Raw genomic sequence first — 20,538 nt, 5'->3', positions numbered from 1 at the left:
ATTATCCTCGGATCGCCCAGAAGGCCAGGTTCAAGCCCGGGAACTGCCCGGCGATATGGAAGGCAAAACCACCGGAGTTGCTCAACTGTTGCCAGTGCTCGCTGCCCCGGTCCAGTTCGTAGTAGGTGCTGCCCGCGTGGTACGGCAATTGGCGCGGCGCCACCGGCAACGGCACCAGGCCGATGCCCGGCAGCTGCAGGTTGACCATGTCGCGGATGTGCTCCACCGCGCCGACCTTGCTCTGCTGGCCGAAGCGCCCGCGCAGGGTTTCGCCGGGCACATCGGCACGCACCACCAGGATGAAACTGGCGTTGTCGAGCAGGGTCTTGTCCGCCAGCATCGCCACGTGGATGCCATAGGCTTTTTCCACGATGGGAATAGGCGTGGCCTTGCTGTCGATCAACATCGACAGCGCCTCGCGCAACGCCGCCATCACCGGGGCGAAACTCAACGCCAGGTCGTCATGCTGGTACTGCGGGTATTCCTGGGGCCGACGGCCCGAGGTGGAAAACGTCGAGAACTCCCCCGCCAGGCTCACCAGTTCACTGAAGAAGCGCTCTGGGTGCAGCGGGCTCAACTGGCTGAAATGCCGGATCAACGGCTGGGCGCGGTTGACCAGTTGCAGCAGCATGAAGTCAGCGATCTCCGAAGCGCCGCCGGCACCCGAGGCGACTACACGGCCAGCCAGGGCTTCGCCGCGCTGATGCAACAGGCCCAGCAGCTCGCTGCGAAACGCGCTCAGCGGTTTGCTCGCGGCCACGTCCAATACGGGTGGAATGTAGGTGTCGTCGAGCACCAGGGCGCGGTCGGCGCGTTTTTCCTTGATGCGTACCAGGCCGACGGCGGCGTAGTCGCTGATGCCATCCTGGGCAGTCAGCAGGCGCAACGCCCGCGAGCCTACGGCCACCGGCGCGCGGTTTTCGAACGGTGCGTTGTCGTCGCGCACTTCACGCACCTGGCTCACGTAACGTGCGGCTTCCAGGGCTTCGCCTTCGTCCACCGTGTCGCGCGCGCCGGCGCGCTTGAGCGGCAAGGCCAGGTACACCAGGCCGTCGCGCAGGTTGTCGTCGACATTCAACGGGCTCGGCGCCAGGTCGTCCTGGGGAATATTGAACGGCGTGCCGTCGGGCAACAGGCCACGGGCCGAGACGATCGCCAGCTTGCCCTGGGCCAGCAGGCCCTGGTCGATCAGCAATTCGGAAAAGCCCCAGCTGCCTGCGGACAACGGGCGGCTGCGGGCGTCGATCAGGTTTTCCAGGTAACGGTCATGCTGCTGGAAGTGCTGCGTTCCGATGAACATGCCTTCCGACCAGACCACGCGATTGTTCCAAGACATGGGGGCTCCGATTGCTTCTTATTGGGCAGGGCTGGATGGGGTAACCACGACGTCGGCGCGCACGGCACGCACATCAAGGCTGATCTGGTATTCGGTGTATTGACGCGGCGGCACGTTGATCACGGTGCGCCATTGCGCGCGGTCCAACTCGCGGTACCCCACCAGCAAGCCGATCTGGCGCGTGGACGGGTCAAGGTCGCGCTGAATGCTCAATTGTTGGCCGGGTTGCACCATCACTTCATCCTGGTCGAGCAGGTCCAGGCCGAGGGTCGATTGCGCACGGTCGGCCAGGGCGAAGTAGTCGGAGCGGCCAAAGGTGGCGGCGTTTTTCAGTTCGAAAATGCGCACGCGCACCGGGGCGGCCTGGCCATTGGCGCCGGGGTTAAGCCCGGAAATGGCGTGGAAATGCAGCTCGACGGCGGCGGTGTCCACTTCTGCCTCGACGGCGGCGTCGGGCTTGGCGGCCTCCTTGGCGCACGCCGTCAGCAGCAGCGCGGTGGCGACTGCGAGTAAAAACCTGGGAATCATCCTGCGTCCTCAATGACGTACTTAGCTATCCGTTGAAACCGTTGCCGCGCCGCGTTCAGCGACGCTGTCGTGCGCTGTGTTCTTCGTAGGCCCGACTGAATTCGCGGCCGAACAGGTCCTGGAAATCTTCCTGGGCCTCGCGGGAAATATTGCTATAGAGCTCGGTGAACTGCTGCCAGTACTGGGCCTGGCGCGAACCGTTGAAGAGACTCGACAGCCCGGCCGGCTTGCCCATGCGTTCTTCCAACTGCGCCGGTTCGAAGCGCGCCAGCAGGTGCTTGATCGCGGCCTCCACCCCGGCCATCACCGCCAGTTGATGGGCACGCAGGTCATCGAAACTGTCGCGCACGGCGATATCCGGTGCCATAAACGCTTGGTTGCCGTGGCGCAGGAGCAGCAGTAACGCTTCGTCGGCATTCGGTGCGAATTTCAACGGATTGTTTTCCGCCGGCTGGATCATCGTCTGCTGCATACGGAACTCGCCCTTGAGACTGGCGCGGGCACGCAATACATCGATCAGGCCTTCGACCATCAGCCGATAGCTGCGGCCGATGTTTTCCATCTGCGCTTGCGCCTGGGCAGTGTCCAGACGTAATTGGTCCAGGCCGGCGCCGCGCAGGAAGGCTTGCAACAGATCGGGTTGTTGGCTGTCGGCCACCGGCAGCACAGGCTCGACCACGGGCGGCGGCGGGATCACCGCTGCAGGTGGCGGCGGCGGTGGTGAGGGCAGCGGCGGCGTGGGTAGCGGCGCAGCGCTCACCACCGGCGCGGGCGCGGGCGCGTCGCCGAACAGGTCCCAGTCTTCAGGGATCACTGAACCGGAGGCCACCGGCGCTTCAACCACAGGCTCGGCCACCGGTACAACCACCGGGGTCGGCGCACGGAAGTCGTGTTGCTGGGACGGCACATGATCCGGCACGGTCGGCGGCGGCACGGCGGTGGGGCTGAGGAAGTCGAACAGGTCCGGCAGGGTGTCCATGGAGGAGGCGCCCTGAAACTGCGGCGCGATCACCGGGGTGGGCATTGGCGCGGGCGTCGGCGGGCTGGCCACGGCGCCCATCAGCGCTTCAAAGCTGTTCGGCGAATCACCGGCAAACGGTTGGCTATCAACGGCTTGCACGTTGAAGTCGATACGCGCCTGGATCTCGTAGTCGCCGATGCGGATCAGCTCACCGTCTTGCAGCGGCTCGCTGTTACCCCGGCGCATGCGAATACCGGCGCTGACCAACTCCACACCGTTTGTACTGTTATCGGTTAAGTAATAACGGCCATCTTTGTATTGAATAACGCAATGTTGGGAAGACACCAGGCGCTCTGGGTCAGGCAATACCCAGTCATTATCCGAGCTGCGGCCGATCGCCATCGAGCCCTGGTTCATGGACTTTTCGGCGCACTGCCCTGGGGTAATCTTGTGATAACTAGTAATAGTCAAACACAGCGACATCTTGCCTCCTTGCTGATTACTTCGCGCGCGGTCGATTCCCGGGACGGCGCTCCCCGAGAAATCCCCATCAGGACGTGCAATCGGCCGTCCCCAACCTGCTGATGCCAGCATGATCGCTGATCTTAACTGGGCTCTATGACAAAAATCCTGTCCCGGTACGCCGTTCGACCCGTTGGTCGTGCAGGTTGTTAAGCACCGCACATCTGTCACAGAGGGCGAATAGCTTACCTTGACAAGGCATAAGTACTACACCAAAAATGCACAACTTCTTGAATACCAATGATGGCACATTAATAGCACTGTGCTTATATGACCAAGAAAACATGCAAAGTTCACCGCGCAACTAATGCATGCATTGCCCGTCATCTAACGGGCTGATAGGGAGATCGATTTCAGTGGATGTGCCGTTGCTGCTCACCGCCGTTTCCGCGACTTCGCCTTGTGGCGAAGACATGGAGTATGACGCGCAATTTCTCCAGCTTGAGCGTGATGCCAAGGGCCAACCCGAGCGCAGCATGGGCGACGCCGTTCTGCCCGCTGAACCGCCTGAATGGCGCAGCATCCAGCAGCAAAGCCTCGACTTGTTGCAGCGCAGCAAAGACCTGCGCATCACTCATTTCCTGCTGCAAAGCTCCCTCGCCCTCCAGGGTGTGGCCGGGCTGGCTGAAGTCCTGACGTTGATCGATGCGCTCCTGCGTGAATACTGGGCCGAGTTGCACCCGCGCCTGGATGCGGACGACGACAACGACCCTACCGTGCGTATCAACGCCCTGGCCGGCTTGACCAGCGACGCGACCATTCGCCTGTTGCGCGAAAGTATCCTCACGCGCTCGCGCACCTTCGGCCCGGTAAGCCTGCGCGCAGCCCTGAATGCCAGCGGCCTGATGAGTTTCCCGGACGAACAACTGGGTGCGCAGCAGTTGAATGCCGCGTTCCTCGACAGCGATCCCGAACTCCTGCAGGCCACCCGCGACGCCTTGAGCGCCGCGCGTTCGGCCTGTGAAGCCATCGAACAACAGGTCAACGACCAGGTCGGTTCGGCCCAGGGCGTGGACCTGAGCCTGTTGAAGCAACCGCTCAAGCAGGCCCTGCAAATTCTCAATCAAGCGGTGCCAGGCACCGACAGCAGCAGCGAGCCCGAGGCCGTCAGTGACGACAATGCCCCCTCGGTCGACTTCGCCGCCCCTGCCGCACCACGCCCGGTCGGCGACATCGCCAGCCGCGATGACGTGTTGCGCAGCCTCGACAAGATCCTTGCGTATTACACCCGGCACGAGCCTTCGAGCCCGCTGCCGGTGTTGTTGAACCGCGCGAAAAATCTGGTGCACGCCGATTTTGCGGCGATCGTGCGCAATCTGATTCCCGATGGCATGTCCCAATTTGAAAACCTGCGTGGCCCGGACGACGAGTAAGTCGCCAGGCTTTGCAGTAACAACACCGTCGCTCAAGCGACCAGGAGCAGCAACGTGGCGAAGCAAAGTTCTCAGAAATTCATCGCGCGCAACCGCGCGCCTCGAGTGCAGATCGAGTACGACGTCGAGCTTTACGGCGCCGAGAAAAAGGTCCAGCTGCCCTTCGTGATGGGTGTGATGGCCGACCTCGCCGGCAAGCCTGCCGAGCCGCTGGCCCCAGTGGCCGACCGCAAGTTCCTTGAAGTGGACGTCGACAACTTCGACTCGCGCCTCAAGGCCATGCAGCCGCGCGTGGCGTTCCACGTACCCAACGAGCTGACCGGCGAAGGCAACCTGAGCCTGGACATGACCTTCGAGAGCATGGACGACTTCAGCCCGGCCGCCGTGGCCCGCAAGGTCGACTCGCTGAACCAGTTGCTCGAAGCCCGCACCCAGCTGGCCAACCTGCTGACCTACATGGACGGCAAGACCGGCGCTGAAGAAATCATCATGAAGGCGATCAAGGACCCGGCACTGCTTCAGGCACTTGCCAGCGCGCCGAAGCCTGCAGGGGATCAGTAATCATGACCGACAATACCGTTCGCGAAGGCGCGCTCAACCTGGGCGCCACCGAAGAAACCAGCGAGTTCGCCTCGCTGTTGATGCAAGAGTTCAAGCCCAAGACCGAGCGTGCCCGCGAAGCCGTGGAAACCGCCGTGCGCACCTTGGCTGAACAGGCGCTGGCCCAGACCGACCTGGTGTCCAATGACGCGATCAAGTCGATCGAATCGATCATCGCCGCCATCGACGCCAAGCTCACCGCCCAGGTCAACCAGATCATCCACCACCAGGATTTCCAGCAGCTGGAAAGCGCCTGGCGTGGCCTGCACTACCTGGTCAACAACACCGAGAGCGATGAGCAACTCAAGATCCGCGTGCTCAACATCTCCAAGCCGGACCTGCACAAGACCCTGAAGAAATTCAAAGGCACCGCGTGGGACCAGAGCCCGATCTTCAAGAAGATGTACGAAGAAGAATACGGCCAGTTCGGCGGCGAACCTTATGGTTGCCTGGTGGGCGACTACTACTTCGACCAGTCCCCGCCGGATGTCGAGCTGCTGGGCGAGCTGTCCAAAGTCTGCGCGGCCATGCACTCCCCGTTCATCGCTGCGGCATCGCCGACCGTGATGGGCATGGGCTCCTGGCAGGAACTGTCGAACCCGCGCGACCTGACCAAGATCTTCACCACCCCGGAATACGCCGGCTGGCGCTCGCTGCGTGAATCGGAAGATTCGCGCTACATCGGCCTGACCATGCCGCGTTTCCTGGCGCGCCTGCCGTACGGCGCCAAGACCGACCCGGTGGAAGCCTTCGCCTTCGAAGAAGACACCGACGGCGCCGACAGCGCCAAGTACACCTGGGCCAACGCCGCCTACGCGATGGCGGTGAACATCAACCGTTCGTTCAAGCACTACGGCTGGTGCTCGCGCATCCGTGGCATTGAGTCCGGCGGCGAAGTGGAAAACCTGCCGGCGCACACGTTCCCTACCGATGACGGTGGCGTGGACATGAAGTGCCCGACCGAAATCGCCATCAGTGACCGTCGTGAAGCGGAACTGGCGAAGAACGGTTTCATGCCGCTGCTGCACAAGAAAAACACCGACTTCGCCGCGTTCATTGGCGCGCAGTCGTTGCAGAAACCGGCCGAATACGACGACCCGGACGCCACCGCCAACGCCAACCTGGCGGCGCGCCTGCCGTACCTGTTCGCCACCTGCCGTTTCGCTCACTACTTGAAGTGCATCGTGCGCGACAAGATCGGTTCCTTCAAAGAGAAGGACGAGATGCAACGCTGGTTGCAGGACTGGATCCTGAACTACGTCGACGGTGACCCGGCTCACTCCACCGAAACCACCAAGGCCCAGCACCCGTTGGCCGCCGCCGAGGTGATCGTGGAAGAAGTCGAAGGCAACCCGGGTTACTACAACTCCAAGTTCTACCTGCGTCCGCACTACCAGCTCGAAGGGCTGACCGTGTCGTTGCGCCTGGTGTCCAAGCTGCCTTCAGCTAAAGGCGCGTAAGTAACTTGCTCTTCTGTGGGAGGGGGCCTGCTCCCGATAGCATCATCTCGGTTTGACTGACAGACCGAGTTGCCTGCATCGGGGGCAAGCCCCCTCCCACACAAACCAAATCAAGTGGCCGGTGCCACACAGGGAGAAAACATGGCTGTTGATATTTTCATCAAGATCGGCGACATCAAGGGCGAGTCCATGGACAAGGCCCACAAGGACGAAATCGACGTGCTGAACTGGAGCTGGGGCATGTCCCAGTCCGGCAACATGCATGTAGGCGGTGGCGGCGGCGCGGGCAAGGTGAACATCCAGGACCTGTCGCTGACCAAGTACGTCGACAAGGCTTCGCCCAACCTGATGATGCTGTGCGCCAGCGGCAAACACATCGACAAGGTCAAGCTGACCGTGCGCAAGGCCGGTGGTGAAAGCCAGGTCGAGTACATGGTGATCAACCTGGAAGAAGTGCTGGTGACTTCGCTGAGCACCGGCGGTTCGGGCACCGATGACCGCCTGACCGAAAACGTCACCCTGAACTTCGCCCAAGTGATGGTCGACTACCAGCCGCAGAAAGCCGACGGCACCAAAGACGGCGGCGCGGTCAAGTTTGGCTGGAACATCCGTTCCAACACCAAGCGCTGATAGCCCTTGTGGCCGTGGCCCGGTGCCACGGCCATTGTGTCCCTCTCGCAACCCGTCCGTGGAGCTGCTTTGGTGGTAACTGAAATCGCTTCCCGCGACCGTCTGCAACCGTCCCTGCTGGACCGGCTGACCGACGACGACCCGACCAACCCGAAGGAAAGCGCCGACAAACGCGTGCTGTCCCTGACCCAATTGAAAGCCTCGGTACTGCGCGACCTGGCGTGGCTGCTCAACACCACGTCGTTGCTCGATGCCGATGCCACGCTGCACACCCCGGCCGGCACCTCGGTGGTCAATTATGGCCTGCCGGCATTGGCGGGCAGCAGCGTCTCCAGCGTCGACATCAAGTCCCTGGAAGCCCTGATCTACCAGGCCATTGCGACGTTCGAGCCGCGCATCCTGCGCCACACGCTGCGCGTCAAAGCCCGTGTCGGCCAGGGCGAGATGAACCACAACGCCCTGAGTTTCGAGATCGAGGGCGACCTGTGGGCACAGCCGGTGCCGCTGCGCCTGCTGCTGCAAACCGACCTGGACCTGGAGTCCGGTCATGTGCGCGTGGTGAACGCCGATCAGCGGAGACGCCCATGAACCCGCGCCTGCTGGAGCTGTACAACCAGGAACTGCACCACGTGCGCGAAAGCGCCGCCGAGTTCGCCAAGGAATACCCGAAGATCGCCAGTCGGCTGACCCTGTCCGGTATGGACTGCGCCGACCCGTACGTCGAACGCTTGCTCGAAGGTTTCGCCTACCTCACCGCGCGCGTGCAACTCAAGCTCGACGCTGAATACCCGACCTTCACCCACAACCTGCTGGAAATCGCCTACCCGCACTACCTGGCGCCGACCCCGTCGATGACCGTGGTGCAACTGCAGACCGACCCCGATGAAGGCTCCCTGGCCAGCGGTTTCCCGCTGCCGCGCGACAGCGTATTGCGGGCCGCCCTGGGCCGCGAAACCCAGACCTGTTGCGAGTACCGCACCGCCCATCCGGTGACATTGTGGCCGTTGCAGGTCAGCAGCGCCGAATACTTCGGCAACCCCGCCACCGTACTCGGGCGCCTGGCCGCCAGCGAACCGAAAGCCAAGGCCGGCTTGCGCCTGACCCTGCGCACCGGCGCAGAATTACCGTTCAACAGCCTTGATCTGGACAACCTGCCGCTGTACCTCAGCGGTGCCGACGAGCAGCCGTTCCGCCTCTACGAACAATTGCTGGGCAATGCCTGCGCGGTGTTCGCGCGCAAGCCCGGTGGCGATTGGGTCGAGCGCTTGGGGCAAGACGCGTTGCGCTCCCGGGGCTTTGATGATGCCGACGCGGCCATGCCGGTGGTGGCGCGGGCGTTCCAGGGCTATCGGCTGTTGCAGGAATACTTCGCCCTGCCCCACCGCTACCTGTTCGTCGAATTCGCCGAACTGAGCCGTGCGGTCAAACGCTGCGACGGCCAGGAGCTGGAGCTGATCGTGCTGTTCGACCGCCACGAACCGAGCCTGGAAGGCAGCGTCGGCGCGGCGCAATTCCTGCCGTTCTGCACGCCGGCGATCAACCTGTTCCCCAAGCGCGTGGACCGTATCCACTTGTCCGACCGGGTCAACGAACACCACGTCATCGCCGACCGCACGCGGCCAATGGATTTCGAGATCCACTCGTTGACCGGCCTTACCGGCCATGGCACCGGGCCGGAGCAACCGTTCTTGCCGTTCTACGCGGTACGCGACCCTTCGCGTTATGGCCGCGACCAGGCGTATTACACGGTGCGCCGCGAGCCGCGCGTGCTGTCCAGCGAGCAGCGTCGCAATGGCCCGCGCTCGACCTATGTGGGCAGCGAAACTTTTGTCAGCCTGGTGGACAGCCGCCAGGCGCCGTATGGCCATGACCTGCGCCAACTCGGTGTGACCGCGCTGTGTACCAATCGCGACCTGCCGCTGTTCATGAGCGTGGGCAACAGCAAGACCGACTTCACCCTGGCCGACAGCGCGCCGGTACTGGCCGTGCGTTGCGTCGCAGGCCCCAGCCGCCCGCGTGCCAGCCACGCCCATGATGCCAAGGCCTGGCGCCTGATCAGCCAGTTGTCGCTCAACTACCTGTCGTTGAGCGAGCAGGGCCAGGGCGCGGGCGCCTTGCGTGAATTGTTGCGCCTGTATGGAGACAGCAACGACGCGGCGCTGCAATTGCAGATCGAAGGCCTGCGCGAAGTCAGCAGCAAAGCGGTGACGCGACGCCTGCCGATGCCCGGCCCGATTGTGTTTGGGCGCGGCCTGGAAATTACCCTGGAATTCGATGAAAACGCGTTTCGCGGCACCGGCGTGTTCCTGCTCGGTGCGGTGCTGGAACGTTTCCTGGCACGCTACGTGTCGATCAACAGTTTTACCGAGACGGTGATCCGTACCACCGAACGCGGCGAGATCATGCGATGGAAAGCCAAGCCCGGACGTCGTCCGACCCTGTGAGTACCTTGGATGCAATGCATCAGGCGCCCTGGGAATACGATTTCTTCCAGGCGCTGCGGCGTATCGAGTGCGAATCGCCACACCTGCCGCGCCTGGGCCATTCCCTGCGCCTGGCCGATGATCCGCTGCGCCTGGGGCAACAGGCCGATTGCACCTTCGCCCCGGCGACCCTGGCCGCCGTCGACCCCGCTGGCGATGGCAAGCCGGCGCGGCTGGAGCAGTTCTTCTTCGGCCTTGGCGGCCCCAACGGCCCGCTTCCGCTGCACATCACCGAATACGTGCGCGAGCGCCAGCGCAACAACGCCGACAGCACCAGCAAGCAGTTCCTGGACGTGTTCCACCATCGCCTGCTCAGCCTGTTTTATCGGGCCTGGGCCGAGGCGCGGCCGACGGTCAGCCACGACCGCCCGGACGATGACTATTGGTCCGCGCGCCTCGCCGCCTTGAGTGGCCGGGGCATGCCGAGCCTGCTCAACCAAGGGCTGATTCCCGACACCGCGAAGCTGCATTACAGCGGCCACCTGTCGGCGCAGACCCGCTACCCGGACGGCCTCAAGGCGATTCTCAGCGAGTATTTCGGCCTGCCGGTGGAGATCGAAGAATACGTCGGCCAATGGCTGGAACTGCCCGAGCGCAGCCGCGTGGGCGTAAGCGCCAACCGCCTGGGCGTGGACTTTTGCCTGGGTAGCCATGTGTGGGACCGCCAGCATAAATTCCGCATCCGCCTGGGCCCGCTCACGCTGGAAGACTACATGGGCATGCTGCCCGGCCATCAGCCATTCAACGAGCTGGTGGCGTGGGTGGCCGAGTACCTGGGCCATGAATTGGACTGGGACTTGAACCTGGTTTTGCAACAACCTGAAGTCCCGGCACTGCAACTCAACGGCCAGTTTCGCCTGGGCTTCAATACCTGGCTCGGTAAACCTGAGCATGACGCCAACGACCTAATCCTGGCCCGGCACTACGCCGATCAAGCCACCACCTCAAGGAATCCAGAGCATGGGTGAAATCAGTCGCGCCGCACTGTTCGGCAAACTCAACAGCGTGGCCTACAAGGCCATCGAAGCCGCCACCGTGTTCTGCAAACTGCGGGGCAACCCGTATGTGGAACTGGCGCATTGGTTCCACCAGTTGCTGCAACTGCAAGACTCGGACCTGCACCGCATCATTCGCCAGTTCAACCTGGAACCGGCACGCCTGGCCCGCGACCTCACTGAAGCGCTGGACCGCCTGCCGCGCGGCTCGACGTCGATCACCGACCTGTCGTCCCACGTGGAAGAAGCGGTTGAACGCGGCTGGGTGTACGGCAGCCTGATGTTCGGCGAAAGCCAGGTACGCACCGGTTATCTGGTGCTGGGCATTCTCAAGACGCCGAGCCTGCGCCATGCGCTGCTGGGCTTGTCGTCGGAGTTCGACAAGATCAAGGCCGAGGCCCTGAGCGAACGTTTTGACGAATACGTCGGCGACTCGCCGGAAAATGCCCTGAGCGCCAGCGACGGCTTCAATGCCGGAGTTCCAGGCGAAGCCAGCGGCGCCATGGCGCCGAGCGCGATGGGCAAGCAGGAAGCGCTCAAGCGCTTTACCGTGGACCTGACCGAACAGGCCCGCACAGGCAAGCTCGACCCGATCGTGGGCCGCGACGAAGAGATCCGCCAACTGGTGGACATTCTCATGCGTCGGCGCCAGAACAACCCGATCCTCACCGGTGAAGCCGGTGTGGGCAAGACCGCCGTGGTTGAAGGCTTCGCCCTGCGCATCGTCGCCGGCGACGTACCGCCTGCGCTCAAAGACGTAGAGCTGCGCAGCCTGGATGTGGGCCTGCTGCAAGCCGGCGCCAGCATGAAAGGCGAGTTCGAACAGCGCCTGCGCCAGGTCATCGAAGACGTGCAGGCTTCGCCCAAGCCGATCATTCTGTTTATCGACGAAGCCCACACCCTGGTGGGTGCCGGTGGCGCCGCCGGTACCGGTGACGCTGCCAACCTGCTCAAACCCGCTCTCGCCCGTGGCACCTTGCGCACCGTGGCCGCCACCACCTGGGCCGAGTACAAAAAACACATCGAAAAAGACCCGGCGCTGACCCGTCGTTTCCAGGTGGTACAGGTCGCCGAGCCGTCGGAAGACAAAGCCCTGCTGATGATGCGCGGCGTGGCCTCGACCATGGAAAAACACCACCAGGTGCAGATTCTCGATGAAGCCCTGGAAGCCTCGGTGAAGCTGTCGCACCGCTATATTCCGGCGCGTCAGTTGCCGGACAAATCCGTGAGCCTGCTGGACACCGCTTGCGCCCGCGTCGCCATCAGCCTGCACGCAGTGCCGGCGGAGGTGGACGACAGCCGCCGCCGCATCGAAGCGCTGGAAACCGAGCTGCAAATCATCGCCCGCGAGCATGCGATCGGCATCGCCATTGGTGCGCGCCAGAGCAACAGCGAAGCGTTGCTGAGCGCCGAGCGCGAGCGCCTGGCCACGCTGGAAAGCCGCTGGGCCGAAGAGAAAACCCTGGTTGACGAGCTGCTCGCCACCCGCGCGACCCTGCGTGAAAAAGCCGGCGTGGTGGACAGCGGCAGCGACCAATTGCGTACGCAATTGGTCGACCTGCAACAGCGCCTCACCGCGCTGCAAGGCGAAACCCCGTTGATCCTGCCGACCGTGGATTACCAGGCCGTGGCCTCGGTGGTCGCCGACTGGACCGGCATTCCGGTGGGCCGCATGGCGCGCAACGAGCTGGAAACCGTGCTCAACCTCGACCAGCACCTGAAAAAACGCATCATCGGCCAGGACCACGCCTTGCAGATGATCGCCAAGCGCATCCAGACCTCGCGCGCCGGCCTCGACAACCCGAGCAAGCCGATTGGCGTGTTCATGCTGGCCGGCACCTCCGGCGTGGGCAAGACCGAAACCGCCCTGGCCCTGGCCGAAGCCATGTACGGCGGCGAGCAGAACGTGATCACCATCAACATGAGCGAGTTCCAGGAAGCCCACACGGTGTCGACCCTCAAGGGCGCGCCACCGGGCTATATCGGCTACGGCGAAGGCGGCGTGTTGACCGAAGCGGTGCGGCGCAAGCCCTACAGCGTGGTGCTGCTGGACGAAGTGGAAAAAGCCCACCCGGACGTGCATGAGATTTTCTTCCAGGTGTTCGACAAGGGCGTGATGGAAGACGGCGAAGGCCGGGTGATCGACTTCAAGAACACCCTGATCCTGCTGACCACCAACGCCGGTACCGAGCTGATCTCGCACGTGTGCAAGGACCCGGCGAACATCCCCGAGCCGGAAGAAATCGCCAAGGCACTACGCCAGCCGCTGCTGGAAATCTTCCCGCCGGCCCTGCTCGGGCGTCTGGTGACCATCCCGTACTACCCGCTGAGCGACGAGATGCTCAAGGCGATTACCCGCCTGCAGCTCAACCGCATCAAAAAGCGCGTGGAGAACACCCACAAGGTGGCCTTCGACTACGACGACGCGGTGGTCGACCTGATCGTCTCGCGCTGCACCGAAACCGAAAGCGGCGGGCGCATGATCGACACCATCCTCACCAACAGCCTGCTGCCGGACATGAGCCGCGAGTTCCTCACGCGCATGCTCGAAGGCAAGGCGTTGGCGGGGGTGTGCATCGGCAGCCGGGATAACGAATTGCACTACCAGTTCAACGATTGACCTGACAGAACACGGCTCAAATGTGGGAGGGGGCTTGCTCCCGATTGCGGTGTCTCAGTGGATAGAGCAGGTAACTGATTCACCGCCATCGGGGGCAAGCCCCCTCCCACACTTGAATTCGGTTTCGTCAGTTATTCAGCAATTTACGGGTTAACCGATGCTATTCAACCAAGCCTCACGCCTGGCCAAGATCAACAGCCCCCTCGGGCCGGATGTGCTGCTGCTCAATGAAATGGGCGGCGGCGAAGAGCTGGGGCGGCTGTTCAACTATGAGCTGCAGCTGACGTCCCTGAACGCCAACATCGACCTCAACCAGTTGCTGGGCAAGCCGATGAGCGTCGGCCTGCAACTGGCGGACGGCGGCGAACGGCACTTCCACGGTATCGTCGCGCGTTGCAGCCAGAACATCGACCAGGGCCAATTCGCCAGTTACCAGGTGACGCTGCGCCCGTGGTTCTGGCTGCTGAGCCGCACCTCGGACTGCCGGATTTTCCAGAACCTGAGCATCCCGCAGATCATCAAGCAGGTGTTCCGCGACCTGGGGTTTTCCGACTTCGAAGACGCCCTGAGCCGGCCTTACCGCGAGTGGGAATACTGCGTGCAGTACCGCGAGACCAGCTTCGATTTCGTCAGCCGGTTGATGGAACAGGAAGGCATCTACTACTACTTCCGCCATGAACAGGACCGTCACGTGCTGGTACTGGCCGACGCCTATGGCGCCCACACCACGGTGCCGGGCTATGCGTCGATCCCGTATTACCCCAAGGACGAGCAACAGCGCGAACGCGACCATATGCACAACTGGCACCTGGCGCAGGAGGTGCAGCCGGGTTCGCTGGAGCTTAACGACTACGACTTCCAGCGCCCCAGCGCGAGCATCGACGTGCGCTCGGCCATGCCGCGCCCGCACACCGCCGGCGACTACCCGCTGTACGACTACCCCGGCACCTACGTGCAAAGCGCCGACGGCGAACACTACGCACGCACCCGTATCGAAGCCCTGCAAACCTTGCATGAGCAGATTGAGTTCGCCGGCAATGCCCGCGGCCTCGGCTCCGGTCATCTGTTCAGCCTCACCGGCTTCAGCCGCCAGGACCAGAACCGCGAATACCTGATCGTCGGCTGCCGCTACTACATCGTCCAGGAAAGCCTGGAAAGCGGCGGCGGTTCAGGCTCGGCGCAGTTTGAAAGCAGCCTGACCTGCATCCCCGCGCAACAAAGCTACCGCACCCTGCCCACCACCCATCGGCCGGTGGTCAAAGGCCCGCAGACCGCCCTGGTCGTTGGCCCCAAAGGCGAAGAAATCTGGACCGACCAGTACGGTCGCGTGAAGGTGCATTTTTACTGGGACCGTCACGACCAATCCAACGAAAACAGCTCGTGCTGGATTCGCGTGTCGCAATCCTGGGCCGGCAAGAACTGGGGCTCCATGCAGATCCCACGGATCGGCCAGGAAGTGATTGTCAGCTTCCTCGAAGGCGACCCCGACCGGCCGATCATCACAGGGCGGGTGTACAACGCCGAGCAGACGGTGCCTTACGATTTGCCCGAGAACGCGACCCAGAGCGGCATGAAAAGCCGTTCGAGCAAAGGCGGCACGCCGGCCAACTTCAATGAAATCCGCATGGAGGACAAGAAGGGCCTGGAGCAGTTGTACATCCATGCCGAGCGTAATCAGGACATTGTGGTGGAGGTGGATGAGAGCCATTCGGTGGGGCATGACCGCAATAAGAGCATTGGGCATAACGAGACGGTGACCATCGGCAACAACCGCCTGCGCATCGTCAAGCAGGAAGACATCCTCTCGGTGGGCCAGCGCAAGACCGACAGCATCAGCCAGAGCTATGTAATCGAGGTGGGCGAAAACCTGCGCCTGGTCTGCGGCGAAAGCATCCTGGAGTTGAATGCCAGCGGGCAGATCAACCTCACCGGCGTGAACATCAGCTTCTATGCCAGCGGCGACGCCGAGTTCAATACCAAGGGCGTGCTGCACCTTAATAACGGCGGCGGCCCTGGCGCCACGCCCGATGGACAGGGCCAGAAAGCCAGCATCGACGCCAATATCAAAGCCGCGTTCCCCGCGCCGAAAAGCTCCTGACGAGACCCGTTTGCCATGACGTACCGAATCAACGAATTCCAGTTCCAACTGCCGGCGAGCGAGCTGCAGGACGCGACGATCAATATCCTCAAATTCCCTGAGCTGGGCACATCCCTGATCGTCAGCCGCAGCCTGCTGGCCGACGGCGAAACCCTGCACAGCAACTTCAACGACCAACTCCAGCGCCTGGAAAAACAAGTGCAGGAGCTGCGCTATCAACCGGGCGTGGACGTGCGCTTGGGCGCCGCGCAGGAAGTGGAAGGCATCGAGCTGCGCAGCCAGTTCAACAAGGGCAACGACGAGGTGTTCCAGTATCAGCTGGCGCTGGTGATACCGGGCACGCGCAAGATGCTCGCCTTGAGTTATGTGAAGGCGGACAAGCTTGGGGATGCCGAGGCGGCGCATTGGGCGTTGATTAAAAATTCGCTGTCGTTCGACGCTATTTCCTGATGAGTTGCCCGCATGTCTGACGCACTCTGGGCCGCCCGCATGGGCGATGCGCTCTCCCATACTTCGATGATGGCCGACATCCTCGGCGGTGTGCTGGAAGTGGCGGCTAACATCGCGATAACGGCAGTGGCGACTGCGGCGGTGGTTGCCGCCACCGGGATTACCGTGGCCACTGGCGGGCTCGGTTGTTTCCTGCTGGGCGCCGTGGTGGGCACGGTTGTCGGCCTGGCCATGAGCAAGACCGGCGCGGACAAAGGCTTATCGAATTTATGCGAGAGCTTCAGCAACGCCCTGTTTCCGCCCACGGTACAGGCGAACATCCTCACCGGTTCAACCAACACCCTGACCAATAACATTCCGGCCGCGCGCGCCGCCGGGGCGATCACCTCTCACGTCGCACCCGCCGGCACTGAGCTGGAAGAGCCCGCGCCCGAGCCGGAAGCCAGCTTCCTGGACATGGCCGAGAGTTTCTTCTCGCAGATGTGGCGCCCCACGGTGGCCACGCCCGCCCCCGGCGCCGAACCCAAGCCGCTGGATCAGGTGACGTGCACAAAGCATCCGCCGATGCCGCCGCAGTTTCTGGCCGAGGGTTCGGAAAAAGTCACCATCAATGGCCAACCGGCGGTGCGCAGCGGTGACCGCAGCACCTGCGATGCAACGGTGGTCTCGTCGGGGCTGGTCTCCTCCAACGTGACCATTGGCGGCGGCTCGGTGGTGGTGCGTGAGATTCGCAGCGGCAAGACACCGGGCGTCGGGCTGGCGGTGACGGCTTTGTTGATGCTCAAGGGCGGCAAGGGCAAGTTCTTCAGCAAGTTGCCCTGCATGTTGATCGGCGGCGCGGCTTCGATGGCCGTCAGCAGTGCGATGGGGGCGATGGCCAACGCGGCGATGGGCTCGTCGAACCCGGTGCATGCGGCCACCGGCGCCAAGGTGTTGGGCGGCGATGATGAGTTGGACTTCGTGTTGCCTGGCATCCTGCCGATTGATTGGCAGCGTTTCTACAACAGCCGTGACGAACGCACAGGCAGTTTGTTCGGCGCGGGTTGGAGCGTGCCGTATGAGGTGTGCGTCGAAGTTCGTCCACATCCCGAGGGCGGCGAAACGCTGGTGTACACCGATGAGCAGGGGCGCCCTATCGACATGGGCTACATCCCTTTGGGTGGCGCGGTGTTCAGTGCCGGTGAAGGGCTGGCCGTGCGGCGACACCTCAATGGGCAGTTACTGATCGAAAGCGATGACGGGCTGTATCGCTTGTTTGAACCCTCTGCCAGCCCGGCGTTGCTGCGCCTCAGCCAGCTCGGCGACCGTAACGACAACCGCATTCACGTCGATTATGACGACGCCGGGCGGCTGATCCGGCTGCGCGATACGTTCGATCTGGTGCAAGTGGAGTTGATCCGCGATCAAGGCCACGTGGTGCGGCTCGAACGGCTGTACCCCGACCAGCGCCGCGAAGTGCTGGTCAGCTACGGCTACGACGCTATCGGCAACCTGGCTGAGGTCCGCGATGCCACCGGCCAGGTGCAGCGGCGCTTCAGCTACGATGCCGGCGGGCGCATGGTGGAGCACCAGTTGCCCGCTGGATTGCGCTGTTTTTACGAATGGGCCTTGGTTGAAGACGTGGAATGGCGCGTGGTCCGGCACTGGACCGACGAAGGTGACGCCTACCAGTTCGACTACGACTTGCAGGCCGGTATCACGCGAATTACCGACGGCTTGCAACGCGTCAGTACCCGCCACTGGAACACCCGGCACCAGATCGTTCGGTACAGCGATAACCTCGGGCAAACCTGGCTGTTCGAGTGGAACGACGAGCGCCAATTGCTCAGTGCCACCGATCCGCAGGGTGGTCGCTTTGAATACAGCTACGATGAAGCCGGCAACCTGATCGGCGAGACTGACCCGCTTGGCCGCAGCGAATCCACTACGTGGCTTGAGCATTGGGCTTTACCAGTATCTGGCACGGACAGCGAAGGCAACACCTGGCACTTACGTTATGACCAGCGAGGTAACTGCATTGCTGAAACGGACCCGCAGGGTCGTGTTTCGCAGTATCGCTATGACGATCACGGGCAGTTGGTGGAGGTCATCGACGCAGCGGGAAAAAGCAAAAGGATGCGCTGGAACCCATTCGGTCAACTTATTGAACATATTGACTGTTCAGGTTACCCGACACGTTTCAAGTATGACGAAAGAGGCTATTTGCAGGCTGTCACCGATGCATTGGGTGAGCGCACAACCTTTGTTTACGATCCAAGGGGCCTATTGCTGAGTACTCAGCTACCTGACGGGCGCATTGAACACTTTCAACGCGATACTAGCGGTCAATTGATCGCGCATACCGACTTCTCCGGACACTCTACGTACTATCAACGCAATCGCCAGGGACAGGTCAGCCAGCGGCTTGATGCGCATGGCCGCCAAGTCAACTTTGAATACGACAGCTATGGCCGCCTTAGAGCTCTGCGCAACGAAAACGGTGAACGGTACCGTTTCGCCTGGGATGCCAACGACCGCGTGGCCGAACAACAGGACCTGGACGGTAGCGTGCGCCGTTATCATTACGACGCACTGAACAACATCAAACGGATGGAAACTATTCCTGCCCCTCTGGGCAGCGGAATGGCATCAGTCGCTGTAACTCCCGAAGCACCCATAGTGCATTGCTTTGAGCGCGACGCCGTCGGCCGTCTGCGGGTCAAGATCACTGATGATGGACGAACGGAATACACCTACGACTCGCTGGATCGACTCAAGGCCGTCACATTTACCGACCATGCCGGCAGGCAACAAGCGATCAACTTTGACTACGACAGCGTTGGTCAACTGATCGAAGAGAAAAGCGCGACTGGCGCCCTGAAACATAATTACGACGAGCTCGGCAACCTGAGCCAGACTCTTCTGCCCGACGGACGTTGGCTCAATCGCTTGCATTACGGCAGTGGGCACCTCCATCAAATAAATCTCGACGGCCAGGTGATCAGTGACTTCGAGCGCGACCGCTTGCACCGCGAAGTACTGCGTACCCAAGGACATCTCAGCACGCGTCATCACTATGACCGTTGTGGGCGGTTGCGCTCCCGCGAACGAGGCCAGATCGCTCGGGCATCGGTACTTCCTGCTGCGGTACAAAAGCAATTCGAGTATGACCCCAGCGACAATCTGATTGGCAAGCTCGAACAGACGCCGAGCGGCCAACGCAGGCACCTGCTGCATTACGATGCAACCGACCGGGTGGTCGCCAGCCAAGACAATCTCGTGGATCAACGCGAAACCTATACCTATGATGCGGCTGCGAACCTTCTCGATGCTGCGCAACCGGGTGCAGGACTGATACAACACAACAAGGTCCTGACGTATCAGGACAAACGCTATCGTTATGATGGTTTTGGTCGAATGATCGAAAAACGTAGCGCAAATCGCGGCATCCAACGCTTTGTCTATGACGCCGAACATCGCTTGACTGAGGTCCACAATGAGCACGGCGGGCAGCGGTCTGTCGTAAAAATGACCTACGACCCTATAGGACGAAGAACTGCCAAGGCGACCTACGACGGGAATGGCTATTTGTTGAGCGAAACCCGCTTTACCTGGGATGGACTGCGCCTGCTTCAAGAACACAAGCACGCCCAGACCAGCCTCTACATATACGGGGACGACAGCCACGAGCCTCTCGCTCGCGTTGATGGCAGTGGTACCCAGCAGAAAGTTCGCTATTACCACAATGATCTCAACGGCCTGCCCGAACTGCTCTCTGAAGCTGAAGGCCAGACCGTCTGGCAAGCCAGCTATCAAATTTGGGGAAATACGGTTCAAGAAATCCGTGAACCCTACTACATCGAAGAACAAAACCTGAGGTTTCAGGGCCAGTATCTGGATCGTGAAACCGGCTTGCATCACAACATATTCCGTTTCTACGATCCGGATATCGGCCGTTTCACTACCCCCGATCCTATCGGCCTCGCAGGGGGCCTGAACCTTTACCTGTACTCAACAAATCCGCTGACCTGGATCGACCCCTACGGCTTGAATCCTGAGGATTTGATACGTTACAAACCCAAGGCTTCCGTTACCCCGAAAGCAGGTGGCCGCGGTACGGCAATCAATAGAGCATGGGGCGAAGAACGGGATCTGGTTCTACGTGGTGGGGGCTCACGAAACTGGACAGATGAAGAACGCGAGCTGATCAAAAATACAAAGAGTAACGCCCGCCTGAACTCAAAGATGTCCAAAGCAGGTTACACCGGTCACCATATCAACAGCGTCGAAGGTAATGGCGCCTTAGGCAAGGCCTGGAAAGGTGACCCGAGGAACATTGTTTTCTTGCAAAACTCGAGACACCCAAGTGGTGTGGATGAACATTTGAACAGCCCTCAAGGGCACCGAAAAAATTATGCCAACTCAGGCAAAGGCCGATTGATCGACCGTCTTAGAACACCCGGCAGAAAAGCCGGCTGCGGTAAATAATTTCCATTGGAGAAG

The 20,538-nt window shown here is 61.8% G+C and carries 14 protein-coding genes; 11 read left to right on the top strand and 3 right to left on the bottom strand.

The window, feature by feature from the left end; translation table 11 throughout:
* Window position 1 precedes the first annotated feature (1 nt).
* From tssK to tagH, 3 genes are read right to left on the bottom strand one after another with little or no spacing between them, the layout of a single operon-like run.
* Window positions 2–1,336: a type VI secretion system baseplate subunit TssK gene (tssK, locus tag AB4O23_RS04695; protein ID WP_017526789.1), complete on the bottom strand. Its 1,335-nt coding sequence runs from the start codon at window positions 1,334–1,336 to the stop codon at window positions 2–4.
* A gap of 18 nt (window positions 1,337–1,354) precedes the next feature.
* A complete protein-coding gene (gene tssJ, locus AB4O23_RS04690; protein ID WP_017526788.1) occupies window positions 1,355–1,864 on the bottom strand; it encodes a type VI secretion system lipoprotein TssJ in 510 nt (169 codons plus the stop codon).
* A gap of 55 nt (window positions 1,865–1,919) precedes the next feature.
* Window positions 1,920–3,308, bottom strand: coding sequence for a type VI secretion system-associated FHA domain protein TagH (gene tagH / locus AB4O23_RS04685; RefSeq protein WP_065879247.1), 1,389 nt, complete (start codon window positions 3,306–3,308; stop codon window positions 1,920–1,922).
* A gap of 395 nt (window positions 3,309–3,703) precedes the next feature.
* On the opposite strand from tagH, the gene tssA reads away from it, so the two are divergent.
* The 11 genes from tssA (at window position 3,704) to AB4O23_RS04630 (ending at window position 20,523) form a co-directional block, all read left to right on the top strand.
* Window positions 3,704–4,720, top strand: a complete 1,017-nt coding sequence (gene tssA, locus AB4O23_RS04680; RefSeq protein ID WP_017526786.1) for a type VI secretion system protein TssA — start codon at window positions 3,704–3,706, stop codon at window positions 4,718–4,720.
* 54 nt (window positions 4,721–4,774) lie between these two features.
* Entirely contained in the window at window positions 4,775–5,281 is a 507-nt protein-coding gene (gene tssB / locus AB4O23_RS04675; RefSeq protein WP_017526785.1) for a type VI secretion system contractile sheath small subunit, read from the top strand.
* Window positions 5,282–5,283: 2 nt separating this feature from the next.
* Entirely contained in the window at window positions 5,284–6,780 is a 1,497-nt protein-coding gene (tssC, locus tag AB4O23_RS04670) for a type VI secretion system contractile sheath large subunit (protein WP_017526784.1), read from the top strand.
* Between the two features lie 141 nt (window positions 6,781–6,921).
* Window positions 6,922–7,410, top strand: a complete 489-nt coding sequence (locus AB4O23_RS04665; protein WP_017526783.1) for an Hcp family type VI secretion system effector — start codon at window positions 6,922–6,924, stop codon at window positions 7,408–7,410.
* A gap of 72 nt (window positions 7,411–7,482) precedes the next feature.
* A complete protein-coding gene (gene tssE / locus AB4O23_RS04660; protein WP_026067178.1) occupies window positions 7,483–7,998 on the top strand; it encodes a type VI secretion system baseplate subunit TssE in 516 nt (171 codons plus the stop codon).
* Complete coding sequence (gene tssF / locus AB4O23_RS04655) at window positions 7,995–9,854, top strand: type VI secretion system baseplate subunit TssF (protein ID WP_017526781.1); 1,860 nt, start codon at window positions 7,995–7,997, stop codon at window positions 9,852–9,854. The genes tssE and tssF overlap by 4 nt, the downstream gene beginning before the upstream one ends.
* Window positions 9,818–10,861, top strand: a complete 1,044-nt coding sequence (tssG, locus tag AB4O23_RS04650) for a type VI secretion system baseplate subunit TssG (RefSeq protein ID WP_065879246.1) — start codon at window positions 9,818–9,820, stop codon at window positions 10,859–10,861. Before tssF ends, tssG begins: the two co-directional genes overlap by 37 nt.
* Window positions 10,854–13,508 (top strand): type VI secretion system ATPase TssH, encoded by a 2,655-nt coding sequence (gene tssH, locus AB4O23_RS04645; protein ID WP_135196222.1) that lies wholly within the window; start codon window positions 10,854–10,856, stop codon window positions 13,506–13,508. The genes tssG and tssH overlap by 8 nt, the downstream gene beginning before the upstream one ends.
* Before the next feature lie 157 nt (window positions 13,509–13,665).
* Window positions 13,666–15,606 carry a type VI secretion system Vgr family protein gene (locus tag AB4O23_RS04640; protein WP_065879245.1) on the top strand — a complete coding sequence of 647 codons (1,941 nt, stop codon included), beginning with the start codon at window positions 13,666–13,668 and terminating at the stop codon, window positions 15,604–15,606.
* A 15-nt stretch (window positions 15,607–15,621) separates the two neighbouring features.
* Window positions 15,622–16,056: a DcrB-related protein gene (locus AB4O23_RS04635; RefSeq protein WP_460062427.1), complete on the top strand. Its 435-nt coding sequence runs from the start codon at window positions 15,622–15,624 to the stop codon at window positions 16,054–16,056.
* Between the two features lie 12 nt (window positions 16,057–16,068).
* On the top strand, window positions 16,069–20,523 hold the full coding sequence (locus tag AB4O23_RS04630) for an RHS repeat-associated core domain-containing protein (protein WP_460085227.1): 4,455 nt from the start codon (window positions 16,069–16,071) through the stop codon (window positions 20,521–20,523).
* Window positions 20,524–20,538 lie beyond the last annotated feature (15 nt).

The sequence above is a fragment of the Pseudomonas sp. H2_A10 genome (assembly GCF_054680085.1).
The sequence above is the reverse complement of the archived record's forward strand: the minus strand, read 5'-3'. Positions and strand labels throughout refer to the sequence as shown.

Coding starts and splice junctions, on each gene's coding strand:
- tssK (WP_017526789.1), bottom strand. CDS start 1,336: ATGTCTTGGAACAATCGCGTGGTCTGGTCGGAAGGCATGTTCATCGGA.
- tssJ (WP_017526788.1), bottom strand. CDS start 1,864: ATGATTCCCAGGTTTTTACTCGCAGTCGCCACCGCGCTGCTGCTGACG.
- tagH (WP_065879247.1), bottom strand. CDS start 3,308: ATGTCGCTGTGTTTGACTATTACTAGTTATCACAAGATTACCCCAGGG.
- tssC (WP_017526784.1), top strand. CDS start 5,284: ATGACCGACAATACCGTTCGCGAAGGCGCGCTCAACCTGGGCGCCACC.
- AB4O23_RS04665 (WP_017526783.1), top strand. CDS start 6,922: ATGGCTGTTGATATTTTCATCAAGATCGGCGACATCAAGGGCGAGTCC.
- tssF (WP_017526781.1), top strand. CDS start 7,995: ATGAACCCGCGCCTGCTGGAGCTGTACAACCAGGAACTGCACCACGTG.
- tssG (WP_065879246.1), top strand. CDS start 9,818: ATGGAAAGCCAAGCCCGGACGTCGTCCGACCCTGTGAGTACCTTGGAT.
- tssH (WP_135196222.1), top strand. CDS start 10,854: ATGGGTGAAATCAGTCGCGCCGCACTGTTCGGCAAACTCAACAGCGTG.
- AB4O23_RS04640 (WP_065879245.1), top strand. CDS start 13,666: ATGCTATTCAACCAAGCCTCACGCCTGGCCAAGATCAACAGCCCCCTC.
- AB4O23_RS04635 (WP_460062427.1), top strand. CDS start 15,622: ATGACGTACCGAATCAACGAATTCCAGTTCCAACTGCCGGCGAGCGAG.
- AB4O23_RS04630 (WP_460085227.1), top strand. CDS start 16,069: ATGTCTGACGCACTCTGGGCCGCCCGCATGGGCGATGCGCTCTCCCAT.